Source organism: Pseudomonas sp. DR208 (assembly GCF_019823005.1).
Taxonomy (GTDB): domain Bacteria; phylum Pseudomonadota; class Gammaproteobacteria; order Pseudomonadales; family Pseudomonadaceae; genus Aquipseudomonas; species Aquipseudomonas extremorientalis.
Genome location: NZ_CP081944.1, coordinates 2,396,120 through 2,416,138 on the forward strand (window position 1 = coordinate 2,396,120; position 20,019 = coordinate 2,416,138).

Below are 20,019 nucleotides of genomic sequence, written 5' to 3' on the forward strand. Positions count from 1 at the left end.
TTTCAATGCGAGGTAGGAAAGGGGGACAAAGAGGGAGGGGCAGGGCGCACTAAGTACCCTGCCACCGGGGCTTTCACCGGATCAGAAGTTGCCTTTCAAACTGACGGTAAAATTGCGCGGTTCACCGTAGAAGTTGCCCCAAGAGGCGGTGCCGACCGTGTTGTAATAACGTTTATCGAACAAGTTGTTGCCGTTGAGCGCCACGGTCCAGGTGTCATCGAGGCGATACGCCACGCGCGCGTTCCAGGTGGCGTAGCCGGCCTGTTCCAATTTGATGGTTTGCACGCGGTAGTTGCTGCTCTGGGCGTTGACGCCGGTGCCCACGCTCCATTTCGACAGTGCGCCGTCGAGCTGGTAGTCACCCCACACGCGCAGCATGTGCCGAGGCACATAGGTGTTGGAGACGCCGCCTTCTTTTGTGCTGTCAATGGTGTTCAGGGATTTGGTCTGGGTGTAGGTGTAGCCGCCGAACAGTTGCAGGCGCTCGAGCACTTCACCGCTGATTTCGGCCTCCACGCCTTGGGCGCGCACCTTGCCTTTATCGGTGTAGCAATAGCCATCGGCCGAGGTCGGGCAGAAGCTGTTGTAGTCGGTTTCGGCGCCGTTTTTCTCGATGGCACGGAACAATGCCAGGGAGCTGTTTAAGCGCCCATCGAACCATTCGCCCTTGATACCCAGCTCGTAGTTGTCGCCGATTTTCGGCTTGAGCGGCGCGCCATCGGCCGTAGCGTAGGCACTCTGCGGCTGGAAGATATCAGCGTAGCTGGCGTACACCGAGAGGTGCTCATTGAGGTCGTAGATCAGTGCGGCGAACGGTGTGACCTCGCCGGTTTCCTTGGTGTGCGCATCTTGCAGGGACCACTCGCCCCAGCCCAGGTTATAGGACTCGCGACGGTTGTCGTACCAGCTTACGCGACTGCCGACGATGAACATCAACGGCTCGGCCAGGCGCAGGCGCAAGGTGGCATAAGTACCGTATTGGGTGGCGGTTTCCTTGACCGTGCCGCCACGGTACATGTTCGGCCAGAAGGTGCTGTTGGCCGGTTCCGGGAAGTGGTGGTCGGGCTGGTAGATGCTCTGGCGTCTGGGCAGGTTCTGGATTGCATAGACGTCGTCCTGGGTTCCGCGGCTGCCGTTGGCGCCGAGGATCACTTCGTGTTCCAGGCCGAAGGCTTCGAACTTGCCGTCGATATAGGCATCGAGGCCGTAGTCCCTGTGGTCGTAGTCCATCAGCGCTGCATAGGAGTTGGCCGTCGGCGCCGGGTCGCCGTAGTTGATGGTGCCTTCGCTGGCGGCGTATTTGGTGTCTTGCAGGTTGCGGCTGTGCACTGCCGAGACCTTGAGTTTCCAGTCATCGTTGAAGTGGTGGGTGACGTCGGCAAAGAACGTGGCACGCCGGCTTTGCCAGTCGTTCCAGGATTGGCCAAGGCAGGTCGAGCGGCTGAGGTTGGCGCTTTTGCCGTCGGCGTAGCGCGGCAGGCCACCCCAGCACGGGGAGGCATCGACATCCTCGTAGCTGGCGCCGACGCCCAGGGTCGTGTCAGGTGTGAGGTCAAAATCCAGCGCACCGTAGAACGCCTGGTCCTTGCGCTTGGCGATGTCCATGTAGGACCCGCGATCCTGCTGGCTCACCGCCGCGCGGCCACGCAGCGTGCCGCTGTCATTCAGCGGGCCGCCGGTGTCGAGATCGGCGCGGTAATTGTCCCAGGTGCCGGCCGACAGCGACAGGCTGGTGGTGGGCTTGGCCTGTGGCCGTTTGCGCACAAAGTTCACCGCGCCGCTGGCGGTGCCGGCCCCCTTGAGCATGCCGGCGGCGCCCTTGAGCACTTCCACGCGGTCATAAATCGCCATGTTCGCACTGAAGCTGTCGGCCTGGACATAGTCCTTGCCCATGTCCAGGGGCACGCCGTCGTACTGGTACTGGCCGAGCATCTTGAAACCACGGGAGTAGAAATACTTGCCGCCCATGGGCGACTCGTAGGAAGTGATGCCGGGCGTGCGCTCCATTACGTCGTCGATGGTGGTGACGTTCTGGTCGTCCATGAATTGGCGGGTCATCACGCTCACCGATTGCGGGGTTTCCCGCAGGCTGTGTTCGCCCTTGCCGATGGTGACTGCACCGGTGGTGTATGACCCGGTGCCCTCGGTGGTGACACCCAGGCGTTCGCCGTTGATAAGGGTAGCGCCCAGGCTCAGCGCGCCGGTGTCGGCCACTTGCGGCAATAGCATCCAGGTGCTGTTGCCCTGGCGTTGGGCTTCAAGGCCCTGGCCGCGCAGCAATTGCTCAAGCGCTTGCTGAGGATCCAGGCGGTCGCTCAAGCCCGGGCTTGTCTTGCCGGTGACGCTGGTGGCGTCGTAGGACAGGCTGATACCGGCCTGGCGTGCGAACTGATCCAATGCAGCGGCGAGGGCACCGGCCGCGATGTTCCAGTCACGGGCCTGGGTGTCGCTGGACGGTGTATCGGCCATCACGGCCAGGGGCAGGGCACTGCTCAGGCAGACGCCAAGCAAGGCGGCCTGCATGGCGCGCTTGAGGGGTGAACGTTGGGAGGGGAACGCTTGCATGACCGCGGGGTGCTCCTGAAGGAAGTGGGACAGAACCGGCCTGTTGATCGGCCTTTCCTTACAGGTCGAACGGCAATGAGAATTCACCTCATTTATTTTTGAAGGTTACGCGCGCGCGGAAACCGTCACCCAATAGCGGCTGCGGTACGTGAGATCGAGCTTGAGTGATTGCGCGATCAGGCCTAGCACTTGATCGGTGTCGTCCAGTTGATAAGTCCCCGACACCCGCAGCCCAGCCACCGCCTCGCTGCAGCGCACCAGGCCGTTGCGATAGCGCGCCAGTTCGGCGAGGAAGTCGTCCAGCCGCATCGCCTGGGCGCTGATCACGCCGTCACTCCAGGCCCAGGGGTCAAGGCCGTTGCCGACAACCGGACGAATGCCGCTGCGATTGAACAGCACCTGCTCGCCAGGCTTGAGTACCTGGCGGGCATTGCCCGCATGGCTGTCGGCAAACACCGCCACCGTGCCCTGTTGCACCGCCAGCTGTGTGCCTTGGGCTTCTTCGCGGACCAGCAGACGCGCGCCAAGGGTGCGCAGGTAGCCGTCGCGGGTCTGTACCCAGAACGGTCGGTGATCGGTGCCGGTTTTGACCAGTATTTCACCCTGGCGCAAACGCACCAGGCGACGCTCTTTATCGAAGGCCGTGTCGAGGGCGCTGGCGCTGTTCAACTGGATCCGGCTGCCATCGTCCAGCGCCACCCAGCGCCGCTCGCCGGTGGCCGTGCGGTAGTCGGCCATCAGTGCAGGCAGTGGCGTGTAGTCGCGGCCGAGCCAGGTCAAACCGGCCGCACCTGCAACCAGGCCTAGCAGTTTCAAGCCTTCACGACGGGAGATGTGTCGGCGCGCGCCGTGCAGGGCGTACCGGCCGACCTGGGGCGGCAGTTGGCTGAAATCGTCATTCATTGCGGCCACCCGCTGCCACACCAACTGGTGCTCGGCGCTGGTGTGCAGCCAGCGTTCGAACGCGGCGGTGCTGGCGTCGTCGGCCACGTTGAAGCGCAGCGTGATCATCCACTGGATGGCCTGGTCTACCAGGCGCGGGTCAGCCTTCGGCATAACGCAAGCGGTAACAGGCATGCAGCGCTTTGGACAGGTCACGCTCCACCGTGGCCTTGGACACACCCAGGCGCAGGGCGATCTGCGCACAGGTCAGGCCGTCCAGTTGCGCCAGCAGGAAGGCTTCGCGCACCCGCGGCTTGAGCTGGTCGAGCAAGCGGTCGATGCGTTCCAGACTATCGAGAATGAGCAGGCGGGTTTCTTCCGACGGCACTTCGAGTTGCGGAAAATGCGCGAGGCTTTCCAGGTAGGCGCGCTCCAGTTCGCGGCGGCGGTACTGGTCGATCATCAGGCTGCGGGCGATGCTGCTCAGGTAGGCGCGCGGCTGCTGCAAGGTTTGCTGTTTGCGCGCGTTGAGCAGGCGCACGAAGGTTTCCTGGGCCAGGTCGGCGGCGTGTTCACGGCACCCGGTGCGCCGGCTCAACCAGCCGCGCAGCCAGGAATGATGGGCGTGGTAAAGCTGGCCGATGGCGGCGTGGTCCAGTGGGTGATCGCTCGACATGGGCATCCTGGCACAGCTGTCTTAATTGATAATGTTTCGCATTCTAGACGTTGGTCGTGGCCCTTCGCAATTCCCGGCGCGCACTGTATCCAGCACAATTTTTTGTTTGCCGCCGGTGCACCGACTAATCTGCAGGCTTTTCCCGGTGGAAGGCTTGAGCATGATCGACCTGGCGACCCTGGCGGTTTTTTCCGGTGCTGTGCTGCTGTTGCTGTTGTCCCCGGGGCCGAACATGGCCTTTGTGATCAGCCACGGCGTGACCCACGGCTGGCGCGGCGGGATGGCGTCTGCCCTGGGCATTGGCGTGGCCGACGTGCTGCTGACCGCCTTGACCGCCACCGGGGTGACGGCGCTGGTTGCCAGTTGGCCGCCATCCTTTGACGTGATCCGGTATGCGGGTGTGATCTACCTGCTGTGGCTGGTGTTCAAGACCTTGCAGAAAAAACCTGGGTTGGATGCTGGCCCCGTCAGCCGGGTACCGCTGGGCCGGGTGTTCCTGCAAGCCATGCTCAACAGTTTGCTCAACCCTAAGGCGCTGCTGTTTTTTGTGGTGTTCCTGCCACAGTTCGTGAGGCCCGAGGCGGGGTCCATCGCTGTGCAGTTGATGGTGCTGGGGGGCGTGTTGACCCTGATTGCGGGCGTGTTTCATCTGCTGCTGGGCATGTTTGGCGGGGCGCTGAGCCGGTTCTTCGCCAGGCGCTCGAAAGGCGCCTGGTTGCAGAAATGGGGACTGGCGACGGTGCTGACAGTGCTGGCGGTGCGCCTGGCGGTGATGTCGCGTCCGGCCTGACTAAACGTGTTGGGCCAGCTTTTTGCGGCAAGCCCGCTCGCCACACAGAAAGCGTATCAACCCAACCGAGCAGCTGCCCGTGCCACGATCTCCCCGCGTACCCTGCGTGATTCGGCGGTGCGCTTGTTGGCCTCGTCCAGCACATGCCTGGGGGCGGTGTCCGGGCGACCGGCATCGAACGGCGGTGCCGGCGCGTATTCAATCTGCAGTTGCACCAACTGCGCCGCTGCTTCGCTGTACAACTCTGCCGCGAGGGTCAGGGCGAAGTCGATCCCGGCAGTGATGCCGCCACCGGTCAGCAGGTTGCCATCGCGTACCACGCGCTCTTGCACAGGAATGGCGCCGAGCGGGGCGAGCAGGTCGTGGTAGGCCCAGTGTGTCGTCGCCTTGCGCCCGCGCAGTAAACCCGCCGCGCCGAGCACCAGCGAGCCGGTACACACCGAGGTCACGTAGCGTGCGGTTTGTGCCTGGGCCTTGAGGAAATCCAGGGTCTGCGGGTCTTCCATCAACGCGCCGACGCCGGAACCGCCGGGCACGCAGATCACGTCCAGGGGCGGGCAGTCGGCATAGGTCATGGTCGGGGTGAACACCAGGCTGGTGCTGGAGGTGACGGGGGCCAGGTCTTTCCACACCAGGTGCAACTTCACGTCCGGCAGGGAACCGAGCACGTCGTAGGGGCCGGTAAGGTCCAGTTGCTGGATGCCGGGGAACAACAGAAAGCCGATCTGCAAGGTCATGAATGAAGCTCCGATAAAGGGGTGGACGGCTTCACTGTAGAGGCCTAGGCTTTGGCGGATACGCCATTAAGCCCACGAAACACGCCAATCATGCCTCGAATCGTCCATGTACTCGCTTTCGATAACGCCCAGGTGCTCGACGTCACTGGGCCGCTGCAGGTGTTCGCCTCCACCAATGACCTGGCGCGCCAGCGCGGCGAACCTTTGCCTTACGCGGTATCGGTGATCGCCGCGCAATCGCAGCCGGTGCTGACCTCCGCCGGCCTGGCGCTGGTCGCCGAGCCGCTGCCCGCTGTCGATGCGCCGTGCGATACGCTGGTGATTGCCGGCGGCTGGGGCGTGTACGGCGCTGCCGAAGACCCGGCGCTGGTGGACTGGGTGCGTGAGAAAGCCAGATACACCCGGCGCATGACCTCGGTGTGCACCGGCGCTTTCCTGTTGGCCGCCAGCGGTCTGCTCGACGGCTGCCGCGTCGCCACCCACTGGACCCGTTGTGAAGAGTTGGCGCGCAAGTTCCCTGCGCTGACGGTGGAGTCCAACCCGATCTTCATCCAGCAGGGCGCCGTCTGGACCTCCGCCGGTGTCACCGCCGGTATCGATCTGTGCCTGGCGCTGGTGGAGGAGGACCTGGGCCGCGCCGTGGCCCTGGAAGTGGCGCGGCACCTGGTGGTGTTTCTCAAGCGCCCCGGTGGCCAGTCGCAATTCAGCGTGACGCTGTCCCTGCAAAAAGATGACAGCCGCTTCGCCGAACTGCACGCCTGGATAGCCGAAAACCTCACCCTGGATTTGAACATTTCGACCCTGGCCGCCCAGGCCGGCATGAGCGAGCGTAGCTTTGTACGCCACTATCGCGCCGAAACCGGCCAGACCCCGGCACGTGCCGTCGAGCTCATCCGCGTCGAAACCGCGCGTCGGCAATTGGCCGATAGCACGGCGTCGGTCAAACGCATTGCGGTGCAATGTGGGTTCGGTTGCGAGGAAACCCTGCGTCGCAGCTTTCTGCGCGCCTTGTCGGTGACGCCTCAGGCTTATCGTGAACGTTTTTCGCCGAGCAATTCCAACACCGCGTCCAGTGTGGCCTGCGGCGCTTCCTGAGGGATGTTGTGACCCACGCCTGGCAACACCCGGCGCTGGTAAAACCCGCTGAAATGCTCCACGTCGTCATCCACTTCAGGCGGCGGACCCACGCCATCATCGGCACCGCACAATGAAATGCTCGGTACCGAGATCGCCGGCTGCAACGCCAGTGCCTGCTCGATGGCTTCCAGCGCCGGGTCGCCAGGTGCGTACATGAAGCGGTGGCGGTAGGAGTGAATCACCACCTCGACAAAATCCGGGTTATCAAACGAAGCCGCCGTCTGCGCATACAGCCCCGGCCCCTCGGCCCAGGACGGCGACCACAGCGACCACAACAGCTTGCACAGTTCGCCCCGGTTGGCGGTCAAGCCGTCCATACCGCGCGGGGTATGAAAGTAGTACTGGTACCACAAGCGATGTTCCGTCACAGGTGCCCTGGGCTTCAGCGACTGGGCGATGTCCTGGATGTTGTAGCCATCCCCGGTCACCAACCCATGCACGCGCTCGGGCCACAGCGCCGCGACGATACACGCGGCGCGCCCGCCCCAGTCGTACCCGGCCAGCGTGGCCTGCGGGATCGCCAATGCATCCATGAAGTCCAGCAGGTCCTTGGCCAGCGCCGCCTGCTGGCCTGAACGCATTACCTGCGCATTGATAAACCGTGTCGGGCCGTAACCGCGCAGGTACGGCACCAGCACACGGCAGCCATGCCCGGCCAGTACCGGGGCAATCGCGTCATAGGCACGTGGGTCGTACGGAAAACCGTGCAGCAGGATCACCGGTTTGCCGTCGATGGGACCATGGGCTTCATAGGCCACGTCAAGCAGGGGCGTGCGTGCGTACAGCAGCGGGAACGGGATGGTCATGATGTTCCTGTCCGTGGCCGGGAGAGTTGCTCATTGTGCACAGGGCTTTTCAGGGTTGCCAGGTGGTTTTCTCCCCGCTGAGCTTGCGGTCTAGGAACGTCGCCGCGCTGATCAACGCCAGGTGGCTCAGGGCCTGGGGCGTATTGCCCAGGTGCCGGGCCTGGTTGTCGAACTCTTCGGCGTACAAACCCAGGGGGTTGGCATAGCGCAGCAGTTGTTCGAATTCCAGGTGGGCCTTTTCCACCTGGCCGGCGCGGGCCAGGCATTCGACGTACCAGAACGAGCAGGCCGCAAACGCGCCTTCGGTGCCTTGCAGGCCGTCGATCTGGCTGTCGTCGTTGCGGTAGCGGTAGACCATGCCGTCGCGCACCAGGCTTTTCTGGATCGCTTCCAGGGTCGACAGCCAGCGCGGATCGGTCGCCGCGACAAAGCGCACCAACGGCATCAGCAGCATCGAACCGTCCAGCGCCGTGCTGCCGATATGCTGCACGAAATGCCCGCGTTCCTCGTTCCAGAAGTTGCTCCAGATATCCGCGTAGATTGCCTGGCGGGTCTGGTCCCAGCGCGCGAACGGCGCCGGCAGCGAACGTTTGGATGCCAGGCGGATGGCACGGTCCAGCGCCACCCAGCACATCAGCCGCGAGTGCAGGAAGTGGTGCTGTTCGCCGCGCATTTCCCAGATACCCACATCCTCGGTATTCCAGATTTCGCAGACCTGGTCAGTGACTTCCACGGTGTGCTTCCAGCCCTCGTGGGAGATGGCTTCGCCGTACTTGTTGACCAGGTACACTGCGTCCATCAGCTCGCCATAGATGTCCAGCTGGATCTGGTCGAACGCGCCGTTGCCGATGCGCACCGGCTTCGCGCCGCCATGGCCTTTGAAGTGCTCCAACTCGGCTTCCGGCAGCTCCTGGCGACCGTCGATGCCGTACAGGATATTGATCTTGGTCGGCTGGCCGCAGCAGTCACTGACGCGGCCCTTGAGCCAGCGCATATAGGCGTTGGCCTCGTCGACAAAACCCAGGCGCATGAAGGCGTAGACGGTGAACGACGCATCGCGGATCCAGGTGTAGCGATAGTCCCAGTTGCGCTCTCCGCCGGGGCTTTCCGGCAGGCCGAAGGTGGCGGCGGCGATGATCGCGCCGTGTTTGCGCGACGTCAGCAGCTTGAGGGCCAGGGCCGAGCGGTTGACCATTTCGCGCCAGCGCCCACGGTAGTTCGATTGCGCGATCCAGCCGCGCCAGAATTTCAAGGTGTGGGCCAGGGCCAGGTCGGTGCAACCGCTGTCTACGCGTTCGTCGTCCTGGCCGCCGAGGACGAACTCGGCACCTTCGTCCTGGTCCAGGGTGAAGCGGGCTATGGCAGCGCCGTCCTGGATCTGCAGCGGATGGCTGCCGGACAGGCGCAGGCCGGGCTGGCCGTCGGCACTGAAGCACACGGTGCCGTTGTCGACGGTCGCGTGTGTGGGCGTGCGCGCATAGTCATGCCGCACGGCGCAGCGCAGATGAATCTCGGCCGTGCCGCTGACCACCCGCACCCGGCGTATCAGCAGTGGCAGGTCGTCGATTTCTTCGCTGATGGCCAGCAGGTCGGTGATCTCTACCACGGCGTCGTCGCTGAGCCAGCGGGTTTGCAGCACGTTGGTGTCGGGCAGGTAGATCTGCTCGCGGCGCGCGTTGGGCAGGTCCGGGGTGAGCTGGAAGATGCCGGCATCGGGGCTGTCCAGCAGCGAGCAGAAGATCGACGGGCTGTCGAATTCCGGCCAGCAGAAGAAGTCGATGCTGCCTTTGTCGTTCACCAGTGCCGCGCTGCGCATGTCGCCGATGATGCCGTGGGCATCGATGGGGCTTTGTTGCTCGTTCTTCAAATCAACCATTGCCACGGAACTCCGGATACAGGCTCATGCCGCCATCAATAAAGAGTGTGCTGCCCACGACGTAGTCGGACGCATCACTGGCCAGCCACACCACGGCGTTGGCCACGTCTTCCACATCGCCGACCCGTCCATAGGGAATCAGCTTCAGCAGTTCCGTCTCTGCGGCGCCTTCAGTGGCCGCACGATTGATCGCCGTACGGATCGCTCCCGGCGCAATGCCATTGATGCGGATGCGCTGTTCGCTGACTTCCTGGGCGAGGGTGCGCATCAGCATGTCCACGCCGCCCTTGGACGCTGCGTAGTTCACATGCCCGGCCCAGGGGATCAGCTGGTGCACCGAGCTCATGTGGATGATTTTGCCGGCTGCCCGCGACACACCCTCGCGCACGCCCTGGCGGTTGAAAATGCGCACGGCCGCCCGGGCACACAGGAACTGGCCGGTGAGGTTGACGCCAATCACCGTGTTCCAGTCGTCCAGGCTCATGTCCACCAGGTTGGCGTCCTTCTGCAGGCCGGAGTTGGCCACCAGGATGTCCAGGTGGCCGAAGGCATCGAGGGCCTGGGCAAACAACTGTTCTACCTCTTCTTCTATAGAGACGTTGGCGCCGATGGCAATCGCCCGGCCACCCTCGGCGTTGATCTGCTTGGCCAATGCCTCGGCCGGGGCAGCCTGGCTGTTGTAATTCAGCACCACGGCCGCTCCGGCTTGTGCCAGAGCCTTGGCCGCGCCGGCGCCGATTCCGGAACTGGCGCCGGTTACCAGCGCCACTTGTTGCTCCAACGAGATACGCATTGCTCACCGACCTTTATTTCGTGAGTTCAAGTAGCTGACTGACGGTGCGCAAGGGAAGTTCAGCCGTGTGAATTTAGCGACTACAACCATGGTGGAAAATGGAATAACAGAACTATAAAAAATAACCATAAGATACTAAAAAACCGCTTAAAAGCGTTTGACAGGCTTTTTGTGCCCGTGTCTTATAGGCACACCTCAACCCGCTCCGTTGGTAGTTCGGAAGTCATCGCGGGGCCACTTACAAGAGGTATCTATGTGCCTTTCGGCCGATATAGGGGAACTACCAGTTCAGGGAAAAACCGCTGCCTTAGTTGGCACGCCGAAGTTAGTGATCTTCGATTGCGACGGTGTACTCGTCCAAAGTGAAGAGATCACCCTGTCTGTGTTGATCTCCATGTTAAATGCACGTGCACCTGGCAGTGCGACACTTGATGTGACACGTTTTATCGAACACTTCCGCGGACGCAGAATTGCGGAGTGTTTGCGGGAAGCTGAATGTATTTTAGATATTCATTTGGACAATGAGTTTGAGCAACACTTTCGTCAGCGCGCGCTGGATGCCTTGACGCTTGATTTAAAAGCGACGGATGGGATTGTTGAAGTGCTGGACAGTTTGCAGGTCCCGTACTGCGTTGCCTCCAGCGCACCCCGTAGCAAGATAGAACACTGCTTGCGTATTGCCGGTCTGTTTTCTTATTTCGAAGGGCGAATATTCAGTTGTTATGAACTGGGGCGCTGGAAGCCAGATCCGTTGGTGTTTTTGACGGCTTGTGACACTTACGATATTGCCGTGAGTGATGCGCTGGTTATTGAAGACAGTGTTACGGGTATTCAGGCGGCCGTCGCTGCCAATATAAGGGTTTTGGGTTTTGGTCCACCGCACCGACGTGCACAGTTGGCGGCTGCCGGCGCATTGCCGATCGCCGACATGCGTGAAGTACTGGCGATTTTTAATTGATCTTATTACTCAGGGAGGAGGCGTTGTGAACACACTGGGTTACCTGGAAAGACTTAAACGCAACGATCAATCTTCACAGCTATGGTGGGATTCATCGCCTGCCGTTTATCTGCCTTACAAACAGCATCTGCTGGATAAGTACCCGGCCGCCGCAGCTTATATAGATGCGTTGATGCCAGACGATTTCTCCCAGCCCCGGGGCTTGTGCAGTGTGACCACCAATCCCCGGCTGGTGACCGCCGTTATCCTTGAAAAACGCGAGTACTGGTCGTCGCGCTTCAACCTGGCGAGCCTGACTCCCAGCGAATTGCACAAGCAGTTGTACAACGAGGTCATCGTTGAGGGGGCGTCCGCGCTCCAGCCGTTGTGGGTTCAATCGGCACAGGTCGAAGGCTGGATTTCCGCCCAGGTCGACCCGGTGGATGTGCGCTGCACCGAGCGCATGACCGTCAGGGGCCTGGAACTGCATCGCCTCGCACCGAATGTGATGGTCAAGGTGCCGGGCAGCCTGGAGGGGTTGTTGACCGTCGAGCAACTGGCCGCCCAGGGCGCGTCGATCAATATCACCTTCTGCTTCACGGTTGCGCAGTTCCAGGCCGGCATCCAGGCCATCGAGCGGGGCATGGCGACCGCGCGCAGCAACGGTATCGACACTGCCCACTGCAAGTACGTGATCACCTTCATGATCGGGCGTTTCGCCTGTCAGCCCGAACTCACGCTGCAGGCCGCGGAGCGTGGCCTGGCATTCAGCGCCGAGGAGCTGCGCTGGGCCGAGCTGATGATCTACGAGCAGGTCCAGGCGTTGGTGGCGGCCGCGAGCGTGCCGGTCAAAACCTTGCTGTCCAGCATCAAAGTCGATGTGGACGAGCGAGGCAACAAGCATTGCTGGCACCTGGAAAAGACCGGGCATGCGGCAACCTGCTACACGCTGACGCCGGATGTGGTGGAGTTCCTCATTGAGCGCGAAAGCCACGGCAAACCGGTGGTGCCCGCCTTGAAACCACAGAAACCGCCCGCGTCGACCTTCGCCAAGCTGATCCGTATCCCGTATTTCTACGAGGCCTACTTTGTCGACAGCATCGAGCCGTATGACTTTGGCAATCATGAGGCGTTTATCAACGCCTGCAACGAAGCCAACAGCGCGCACCGGCGCCTGACCGATTACTGCGTGCGGCTTTGCCCGGTGACCAAGCCTTTCAAGCGCGCGCTCAACGCACTGCTGGCCGCTGAATTCGGGGTGGTCGCATGAACCGGATGATCGGGCTGTGGGCCCACCCACGTTCGCGCTCCACCGTGCTGGAACGTGTGTTTATCGAGAGGGGCGATTTTGAGGTTTTCCATGAGCCCTTTGCGCACATGGCGTTTTCCGAGGACTCGGCGATCCCGTCGGATGAGTGGGATCACAGTTTGCCCACGACGTACCAGGATATAAAACAGCATCTGTTGACCGCCCGTGAGCGCACACACGTAGTTCATAAAGACATGTGTTACCACTGTTTGGATAATTTGAAAGTTGACAGTGAGTTTCTTGCGCAACAGGACAATATCTTTCTTATCCGCGAGCCGGCCAGCAGCATTATTTCCCATCATCGGGTGCACCCGGATATGCCATTGCAGGCCATTGGGCATAAAGCGCTCTACGAGATCTTTTGCGTGGTCACAAAACTCACGGGCAAAGTGCCTTATGTGATTAACGCCGATGATCTGGCCGCTGAACCAGAACGGGTGATTCGTAAGTTGTGTGATTACTTGGGCATTGAGTTTCTGCCGCATGCCATGACGTGGAAGCGAGAGTGTCCGCAACAATGGAAAACCTGGCGTCGTTGGCATGCGGCGGCGGAAAACAGTGAGCGCATTGTGACGCCGGATAAACACCACATCGATATGAAAGCCTTCGACCAATACCCGAAGTTAAAAGCGATGTATGAATACCATCGGACTTTCTACGCGCGCATGAACGAATTTTGCCAATAAGGATGGTTGTATGAAGAAGTTGATTGTTACCGGGGCGGCCAATGGCATTGGTCGGGCCACGGTGGAAAAGGCGATTCAACAGGGTTACTTCGTTATCGGCGCCGACAAGGATGCCGAAGGCCTCAACGTATTGCAGCGGCTTTACGGTGCTGAAGTATTTGAAGCGCATATCGCCGACTTTTCCGATATGGCGGTTATCAAGGGTTTTATTCCTGAACTGTATAAGCGTCATGCAACCATTTATGGCTTGGTCAATAACGCCGGGCTTTACCACGGTAAAAGTGTCTACGCCTATTCCGATGAGCAGATCGACGAGATCCTCACCGTCAATCTCAAGGCACTGTTGTATCTGTCCAAGGACTTCGCCGAACGGGAAATGACCCACGAAGCCCCGCGCAGCATCGTCAACATTGCTTCGGTGGCCGGTGAAGTGGGCAGCTGCGATGCCCTCTACGGTGCCACCAAGGCGGCGGTGATCGGCCTGACCAAGGCCAACGCCTGGAACTTTGCGCCGTTCGTACGGGTAAACGCGGTATCCCCGGCGCTGATCCATGACACCGCCATCTACGACACCATCCCCGAATACCGCCGCGCCGAGTACGCACGCCAGGAAGTCCTCAAGGACCCGATCCAGCCTGGCGGCGTGGCCGAGGTCATCTTGCTGCTGGTCGGCGATGCCCTGCGTCACAGCACCGGCAGGGTGATTTCGGTCGACAACGGAGCCTACCCACGGTGAGTCATTCGATGCGCAAGAAAAAACTGCTGCTGGTGGGCGCCGGCAACCTGTGCCTGCAGATCCTCAAGATTCTCGGGCCGAAAAACGCGTTCGAGTTTGTGGTGTTGGGGCGCAATGAAGAGGCGACGATCCGGCTGTGCAACCTGGTGGCGCTGTCGTGCGCGCAACTGGGGCAATTCATTGCTATCAAGCCGGTGATTGCTGACCTCACGGACATCGGCCGGGTGACGCAGCTACTGCGTGAAGAAGCTCCGGATATCCTGGTGAACTGCGCGTCGCTGCAGTCGTGGCGGGTGATTACCGGGTTGCCCAAGTTGTCGTTCGAAAAGCTCGATCAGGCCCAGTTCGGGCCATGGCTGCCCATGCACCTGACGTTGATGCACTGCCTGATGCAGGCGGTGAAGGCTTCCGGCATCTCGGCCAAAACCGTCAACGCGGCGTTCCCCGATGCGGTCAACCCGATCCTGGCTCGCGTCGGCCTGGCACCCGATATCGGTGTGGGGAATGTGGCCAACCTGATTCCCGCCGTGCGTCTTTCCATTGCGCGGTTGCTCGAATGTTCGCCCGCCGATGTGCAGGTGCAGTTGTATGCCCAGCACTACTTCAGCCACTACGTGCCGCGCGGCGGCCTGCCTCCGCGTGCCAGCTACCGCCTGCTGTATGAAGTGCGCGACCGCCCACAGGTGGCCCGCCTGCCGGCCGAGGCGATTTTTTCTACGGTGAAATCCGAGTTCCGTCGCCTGGGCGGGGTGGATGGGCAGTTCCTGACCGCGTGCTCCGCCGTCACGGTTATCGAAGGGCTGTTTTCACCCACGCCGGCGTGGGTGCATGCGCCTGGCCCACTTGGGCTTCCGGGTGGCTATCCGGTGCGGCTGCATGAGGGGCGGATCGAGGTGCAGTTCTCCGAGGCCTGTCCACGGGATGAGGCGGTGCGCATCAACAGCATCTGCCAGAGCCAGGACGGCATCGACGAAATCCATTGCGATGGTTCCGTCACGTACAACCCGCAGTGCATGGCCGTCATGCAATCGATGCTGGGCTACTCCAAGCACAGCATGTCCATCGAACAGTCCGCCGAGTTTGCCCGTGAGTTGGCGAGCAAGTACCTGTCCTTCAAGAATTCGACCTGGTAGTTATGTCATGAATCAGATGACCAGAAACAAGCACAACGACGTGGCCAGTTACTCCGCGCAGTACTCGACGGAATTTGTCGAACGTTGGGATGAGTTGATCGATTGGGAGAAGCGTAAGGCGGGGGAGGGCGGGTTCTTTGAAAACCTGTTGCGAAGCCACGGCGTGCAGTCGGTGATCGACGTCTCGACCGGCAGTGGTTTTCATGCCGTCCAGCTCAAGCAGGCCGGCTTTGACGTGGTCGCCACCGATGGCAGCAGCACCATGTTGACCAAGGCGCGGGCGAACTTTCGCAAACATGGCCTGGATATCCAGTCCCATTACCGTGACTGGCATTCACTGGATCCACAGGAACTGGGGCAATTCGACGCCGTGGTGTGCCTGGGCAGTTCGCTGTGCCATGTGTTTGAAGCCCATGATCGATTGAGGGTGCTGGCGAAATTCAGGGCCTTGCTCAAGCCGGGCGGGTTGCTGATTGTGGACCAGCGCAATTTCTTCGCCATCCGTGCCGGTAAATTCAAAGCCAGCGGTCATTACTATTACTGCGGTACGAACGCTTCGGTGAGCTTGGGCCAGGTCGATGAACGCCTGTGTGAGTTCATCTATTCCTTCGATGATGCGCAGCAGTACAGGCTGCAGGTTTACCCCCTGTTGCCGGGGGAATTGAAGGGGGAAGTGCTCAAGTCCGGATTTACCGACCATGAAAGCTACGGTGATTTCGAGCGTGACTACGACATGATGGATTGTGATTTTGTCATCCACACTGCGCGCGCCGAATAGGGAGGCTTGATGAGCACACTCGTACAGAGCAATGCCCGCCCATTGGACAGTGTCGTGCTGGCGATCGTCCTCACCGGGTTCGTGGCCAGTACCTACGGCTTTGGGGTTTACCTGTTCGCCAACCTTGTCGTGGACATGCGCCGCGACATCGGATTCGACTACACCACGGTGGGCCTGATCACCGGCGGCGCGCAGATTGGCTTCCTGCTGTTTTCGTCGGTGACCAGTTACATCAGCCGTTTCTTCGACGGCTGGAAAATCAGCCTGGTGTCCACCGTGATGACTTCCCTGGCGCTGCTGGGCCTGAGCGTCAGCGACAGCATCTGGTTGTCGGGGGCCTTGTTGATCCTGCTCGGTGGTTGCTCCGCCTCGGTGTACATCCCGCTGGCGGAAATCGTCACCAAGGGCTTCAGCCCGGGCAATCGCTCGCGGGTCATGGGGCTGATCTCCAGTGGCACCAGCTATGGCGTGTTCATCAATGGCTTGCTGGTGTCGTTCCTGACCTTGAATGGTGGCTGGCGCTCGATCTGGCTCACTGCCGGCCTGATCTCGGTGGCCCTGTGTCTGGTGGCCTGGTTTCTGTTGCGCAACCTGGCCGCGAGCCAGGACACCGGGTTTGCCGGCGAGCGCGCCGTAGCGTTTGACAGCCATCAGCCGTGGCTCAGCCGCTCGCTGTACCTGACCTGGGCCATCGCGTTTCTCAATGGCATGGCATTGCTGCCGTTCCAGACGTACCTGGCGCCCTTCCTGCGCGATGAATTGGGCGTATCGGTTCAAGACGCCGGGTTTATCTGGACCACCATCGGTGCGGTGGGCATGGCCTCGGGCTTTCTGGTGGGGTGGATTGCCGACAAGGTCGGTGTGCGGGCGTCGCTGGCGATGTGTTTCCTCAGTGCAGGACTGGCCGCCACCCTGGTGTTCAGTTTCAACAGCCTCCCGCCGTTCTACCTGGCCGCGTTCCTGTTTGCGCTCGCGTTCTATCCCATTTTCGGGCTGGTCCCCAGTTACATCGGGCAGATCGTGCCGGTCAGCCGGCTGACCCAGGCCTTTGGCATCGCCAATGTGCTGATCGGCTTGGGCGGGATGTGCGGCAACTTCCTGGGTGGCTTTTCCAAGGACCTCACCGGGTCGTTCTCGACGGTCTACTGGGTGGTTGCGCTGTTGCTGTTCGTGCAATGCGTGATGGTGTTCATGTTGGGTAAACCGCCGACTGCGGCGAAGGAGGGCGTGCGGCCATGAGTTATTTTCCAGACAGTCCAAGCCAGAACCTGCACGCGTTTGCGTTCAGCCATCGGCGCGCCGGACACGGGCACAAGCCTGCGGTCATCTGGCTGACGGGTATCTCGGCGTCCGGCAAATCGACCATCGCTGATGCGTTGGACATCGCCTTGCAGAAACAGGGGCGGATGACCGCGATCATTGATGGCGACTCGGTGCGTGGCGGGTTGTGCCGCGACCTGGGTTTTACCGACAGCGACCGCGATGAGAATATCCGGCGGGTCGCCGAAGTGGCCCGCTTGATGATGGAGGCGGGGCTGATGGTGATTGTCGCGCTGATTTCACCTTCGTCGGCCAGTCGGCATTACGCACGTTCGATCATCGGCAATGAGTTTTTTGTCGAAGTGCATGTGGATGCACCGTTGGAAGTTGCTGAACAACGTGATCCGAAGGGCCTGTATAAAAAAGCCCGTGCGGGCCAGATCAAACACTTCACCGGGATCGACTCCCAGTACGACGTGCCGGTGTTTCCTGAAGTGCATTTGAATACCCAGGCGCTTTCGGTGGAGCAGTCGGTCGAGGCGATTCTGGATTGGGTGGGGCACAACGACAGTCGCGGTTAGCCGTCTGTCTTTGCGTCGGCTTTGCGCCGGGATGACAATATCTGTAACTCGAAAAAACAGGGTAATCTGCGCCATCGCAGGGAGAACGCGTTTTTTCGGGAGCAGGCATGACACATTTTACGGGCACTGCAAAATCAATTCGCCTGATTGGCGGGGCCCGGGTCCTGGACTTCATCAATACCACCAATGGGCGTCGCCCCGGCACTTCGCTCAAGGTCATGGAAGAACGGCTCACCAGTTTTCAGTTCTTCTTTGAATGGGCCCTGCATGCGTCGTTGATCTCGGCCCGGGAGTTCGATGACTACAAGCCGATGGTGTTTGAGTCATCGATGGCCTACCAACCGAACCTCGACGCGATCATTGCGTTCAGGGAATGCCTGTACGCAGTGTTTTATCCGTTGTCCTTGCAAGCTGCCGCGCCCGACCACGCCTTGCAGCAGATCAACGAGGCCTTCCAGCAAGGCGCAGCACGGCGGGTGCTGCGTTCTGTCGACGGCAAGCCTGCCTGGGCGTGGATGCCTTGCACCACGGCGCAGGAGCTCACGGCCATGGTGCTGGGCCGCCTGGCCATCGAGGCCACGCAATTGCTGGTATCCGGTGATCTGCACGCATTGCGCAGTTGCAGCGCTACCGACTGCGACTGGGTGTTCCTGGATATCTCCAAGAACAAACAGCGCAAGTGGTGCCAGATGAGCGTGTGCGGCAGCCGGGAGAAACTCAGCCGGCTCAGACAGGTGGGTGGCAAAACGGCGCATTGAGGGCCTATGGCGAGTAGCAATTGCCCTGCTTAATAGGAAGCATTACTATTCACGCCCCGCCTCCCCAGTGCTCCCGCGATGATCCCTCAGCCGCCCCGCAGACCAGGCTTTTTCGAACACTACGAAGAGTTGATCGGGACCTGGACGCGCCGCCTGAGAAACCGCCAGCAGGCCGAAGACCTGGCCCATGACACTTTCGTGCGGGTGCTGGAGGCAAAATCCTCCGAGGTCGAGCAACCTCGCGCCTATCTGCATCAAACAGCGCGCAATATTGCCGTAGACGCCTTTCGACGCGAAGACCGTCGCGAGGCCATGACCCTGGAAGCCTTTGATCAGCGTTCGCCGCACACCGGCGACCCGGAACATTTCATGCACGCGATCCAGTTGGCGGACTCTATCGAGCGAGCCTTGGCCGAGCTGCCGCTCAATTGCCGCAGGATTTTCATCTGGCAGAAAATCGAGGGCCTGACCCAGCAGGAAATCGCCGACCGCCTGGGGCTGTCTAAAAACATGGTGGAAAAGTATATGATCCGCACCCTGCGGCATCTGCGCGACCGCCTGGACGCGATGGCGCCATGATCGCCCGCTCTGAAACAGGATCATCCATGATGGATAACCGTGCCCGAGACGAAGCCGCGCAATGGTTTGTGCGCCTGCAAGACGCCGAATTGAATGCTGCCGAACGCCAGCGTTTCGACGCATGGCGCACTGAGCATCCCGATCACCAGTATGAGTTCGATGTATTGCAGGGCGTGTGGAGCGCCGCTGACTTGCTGCCCAACGCCCGCCTGCAGGCGCTGTGCGAAGCGCCCGCGGAACGTCCCAGGCGCCGAGCCATCCTGCGTTATGCGGTGGCCGCCAGTGTGGTTGCAGTCGCGCTGGGGCTGGGCCTGTTCAGCGGGCTGGATCATCCCAAGCCCTACAGCGCCGAGTTCAGTACGCGTCTGGGGGAACATCGCCAGGTGGCCTTGCCCGACGGTTCGGTGATGGACCTCAATAGCCGCAGCATCGTCACGGTGCATTACGAAAAAGGTCGGCGTGGCGTCGAGATCAAGCAGGGCGAAGCGATGTTCAGCGTCGAACATGACACCAGCAGGCCCTTTGTCGTGGCGGCCGGGGCAGGGCAGGTGACCGTGACCGGCACGCGATTCGATGTGCGCCGCGATGACGACCAGACCCGCGTCATGGTCGAAGCCGGCACCGTGAAAGTACAAGGCCGTGCGCCGGACAAGATGGTGACGCTGACAGCGGGCCTGGGCAGCCATGTCGACAACCAGGGGCGGGTAGCCGCGGCCTACGCGGTGAACACCGAAGAATTGACCGCCTGGCGTACCGGCAAACTGGTCTTCAACAACGCTTCGCTGGGCGAAGTGGCCCGGGAAGTCTCGCGTTATCGGGAGCAACCGCTGCGGGTCAGCACGCCGGCCGTGGGCAACCTGCGCCTGACCAGCGTATTCAAGTCCAACGACACCGATGCCTTGCTCAAGGCGTTACCGCACATCCTGCCGGTAGCCTTGCGCACCTTGCCGGACGGCAGCCAGGAAATTATTTCACGCTGACATTCAGGTTTTTTTCGAGT

20 protein-coding genes are annotated in these 20,019 nt (G+C 61.1%); 13 read left to right on the top strand and 7 right to left on the bottom strand.

From position 1 onward, the window contains the following. Positions 1-81: 81 nt before the first annotated feature. The 3 genes from K5K89_RS10860 to K5K89_RS10870 all read right to left on the bottom strand — a co-directional run bounded on the left by K5K89_RS10860 (position 82) and on the right by K5K89_RS10870 (position 4,123). The gene (locus tag K5K89_RS10860) at positions 82-2,565 is read right to left on the bottom strand and encodes a TonB-dependent siderophore receptor (RefSeq protein ID WP_222541381.1); all 2,484 of its coding nucleotides are present in this window, start codon (positions 2,563-2,565) and stop codon (positions 82-84) included. A gap of 105 nt (positions 2,566-2,670) precedes the next feature. Then, positions 2,671-3,621: a FecR domain-containing protein gene (locus K5K89_RS10865; protein ID WP_222541382.1), complete on the bottom strand. Its 951-nt coding sequence runs from the start codon at positions 3,619-3,621 to the stop codon at positions 2,671-2,673. Beyond that, the gene (locus tag K5K89_RS10870; protein ID WP_071489720.1) at positions 3,608-4,123 is read right to left on the bottom strand and encodes a sigma-70 family RNA polymerase sigma factor; all 516 of its coding nucleotides are present in this window, start codon (positions 4,121-4,123) and stop codon (positions 3,608-3,610) included. The genes K5K89_RS10865 and K5K89_RS10870 overlap by 14 nt, the downstream gene beginning before the upstream one ends. A gap of 160 nt (positions 4,124-4,283) precedes the next feature. On the opposite strand from K5K89_RS10870, the gene K5K89_RS10875 reads away from it, so the two are divergent. After that, positions 4,284-4,913, top strand: coding sequence for a LysE family translocator (locus K5K89_RS10875; protein ID WP_222541383.1), 630 nt, complete (start codon positions 4,284-4,286; stop codon positions 4,911-4,913). Positions 4,914-4,969: 56 nt separating this feature from the next. Here K5K89_RS10875 and inhA read toward each other — a convergent pair whose 3' ends face one another. Further along, positions 4,970-5,650: an isonitrile hydratase gene (gene inhA / locus K5K89_RS10880; protein ID WP_222541384.1), complete on the bottom strand. Its 681-nt coding sequence runs from the start codon at positions 5,648-5,650 to the stop codon at positions 4,970-4,972. 90 nt (positions 5,651-5,740) lie between these two features. Between inhA and K5K89_RS10885 the strand changes: the two genes are divergently transcribed. Beyond that, a complete protein-coding gene (locus tag K5K89_RS10885) occupies positions 5,741-6,745 on the top strand; it encodes a GlxA family transcriptional regulator (RefSeq protein ID WP_071489717.1) in 1,005 nt (334 codons plus the stop codon). Here K5K89_RS10885 and K5K89_RS10890 read toward each other — a convergent pair. Genes K5K89_RS10890 through K5K89_RS10900 form a run of 3 tightly spaced genes read right to left on the bottom strand, consistent with a single transcriptional unit; the run spans position 6,679 to position 10,262 of the window. Next, positions 6,679-7,593: an alpha/beta fold hydrolase gene (locus tag K5K89_RS10890; protein ID WP_222541385.1), complete on the bottom strand. Its 915-nt coding sequence runs from the start codon at positions 7,591-7,593 to the stop codon at positions 6,679-6,681. The genes K5K89_RS10885 and K5K89_RS10890 overlap by 67 nt on opposite strands. Positions 7,594-7,642: 49 nt before the next feature. Next, entirely contained in the window at positions 7,643-9,469 is a 1,827-nt protein-coding gene (locus tag K5K89_RS10895) for a glycoside hydrolase family 15 protein (protein ID WP_071489715.1), read from the bottom strand. Continuing rightward, a complete protein-coding gene (locus tag K5K89_RS10900) occupies positions 9,462-10,262 on the bottom strand; it encodes a glucose 1-dehydrogenase (protein ID WP_071489714.1) in 801 nt (266 codons plus the stop codon). The genes K5K89_RS10895 and K5K89_RS10900 overlap by 8 nt, the downstream gene beginning before the upstream one ends. 253 nt (positions 10,263-10,515) lie before the next feature. On the opposite strand from K5K89_RS10900, the gene K5K89_RS10905 reads away from it, so the two are divergent. The 11 genes from K5K89_RS10905 (at position 10,516) to K5K89_RS10955 (ending at position 19,999) form a co-directional block, all read left to right on the top strand. Beyond that, positions 10,516-11,220, top strand: a complete 705-nt coding sequence (locus K5K89_RS10905) for an HAD family hydrolase (protein ID WP_222541386.1) — start codon at positions 10,516-10,518, stop codon at positions 11,218-11,220. A gap of 25 nt (positions 11,221-11,245) precedes the next feature. Then, entirely contained in the window at positions 11,246-12,469 is a 1,224-nt protein-coding gene (locus K5K89_RS10910) for a transaldolase family protein (RefSeq protein ID WP_222541387.1), read from the top strand. Further along, a complete protein-coding gene (locus K5K89_RS10915) occupies positions 12,466-13,194 on the top strand; it encodes a sulfotransferase family protein (protein WP_222541388.1) in 729 nt (242 codons plus the stop codon). Before K5K89_RS10910 ends, K5K89_RS10915 begins: the two co-directional genes overlap by 4 nt. 10 nt (positions 13,195-13,204) lie before the next feature. Beyond that, a complete protein-coding gene (locus tag K5K89_RS10920) occupies positions 13,205-13,930 on the top strand; it encodes an SDR family NAD(P)-dependent oxidoreductase (protein ID WP_222541389.1) in 726 nt (241 codons plus the stop codon). Beyond that, positions 13,927-15,063: a hypothetical protein gene (locus tag K5K89_RS10925; RefSeq protein ID WP_071489709.1), complete on the top strand. Its 1,137-nt coding sequence runs from the start codon at positions 13,927-13,929 to the stop codon at positions 15,061-15,063. Before K5K89_RS10920 ends, K5K89_RS10925 begins: the two co-directional genes overlap by 4 nt. Before the next feature lie 7 nt (positions 15,064-15,070). Beyond that, on the top strand, positions 15,071-15,841 hold the full coding sequence (locus K5K89_RS10930) for a class I SAM-dependent methyltransferase (protein ID WP_071489708.1): 771 nt from the start codon (positions 15,071-15,073) through the stop codon (positions 15,839-15,841). A 9-nt stretch (positions 15,842-15,850) separates the two neighbouring features. Beyond that, positions 15,851-17,080 carry an MFS transporter gene (locus K5K89_RS10935; RefSeq protein WP_071489707.1) on the top strand — a complete coding sequence of 410 codons (1,230 nt, stop codon included), beginning with the start codon at positions 15,851-15,853 and terminating at the stop codon, positions 17,078-17,080. Further along, positions 17,077-17,682 (top strand): adenylyl-sulfate kinase, encoded by a 606-nt coding sequence (cysC, locus tag K5K89_RS10940; RefSeq protein ID WP_222541390.1) that lies wholly within the window; start codon positions 17,077-17,079, stop codon positions 17,680-17,682. The genes K5K89_RS10935 and cysC overlap by 4 nt, the downstream gene beginning before the upstream one ends. A 107-nt stretch (positions 17,683-17,789) precedes the next feature. Further along, complete coding sequence (locus K5K89_RS10945) at positions 17,790-18,440, top strand: CGNR zinc finger domain-containing protein (protein ID WP_093127110.1); 651 nt, start codon at positions 17,790-17,792, stop codon at positions 18,438-18,440. 78 nt (positions 18,441-18,518) lie between these two features. Continuing rightward, positions 18,519-19,019 carry a sigma-70 family RNA polymerase sigma factor gene (locus tag K5K89_RS10950; protein WP_102592964.1) on the top strand — a complete coding sequence of 167 codons (501 nt, stop codon included), beginning with the start codon at positions 18,519-18,521 and terminating at the stop codon, positions 19,017-19,019. A 26-nt stretch (positions 19,020-19,045) separates the two neighbouring features. Next, positions 19,046-19,999: a FecR family protein gene (locus tag K5K89_RS10955; RefSeq protein WP_071489703.1), complete on the top strand. Its 954-nt coding sequence runs from the start codon at positions 19,046-19,048 to the stop codon at positions 19,997-19,999. The last annotated feature ends 20 nt before the right edge of the window (positions 20,000-20,019 follow it).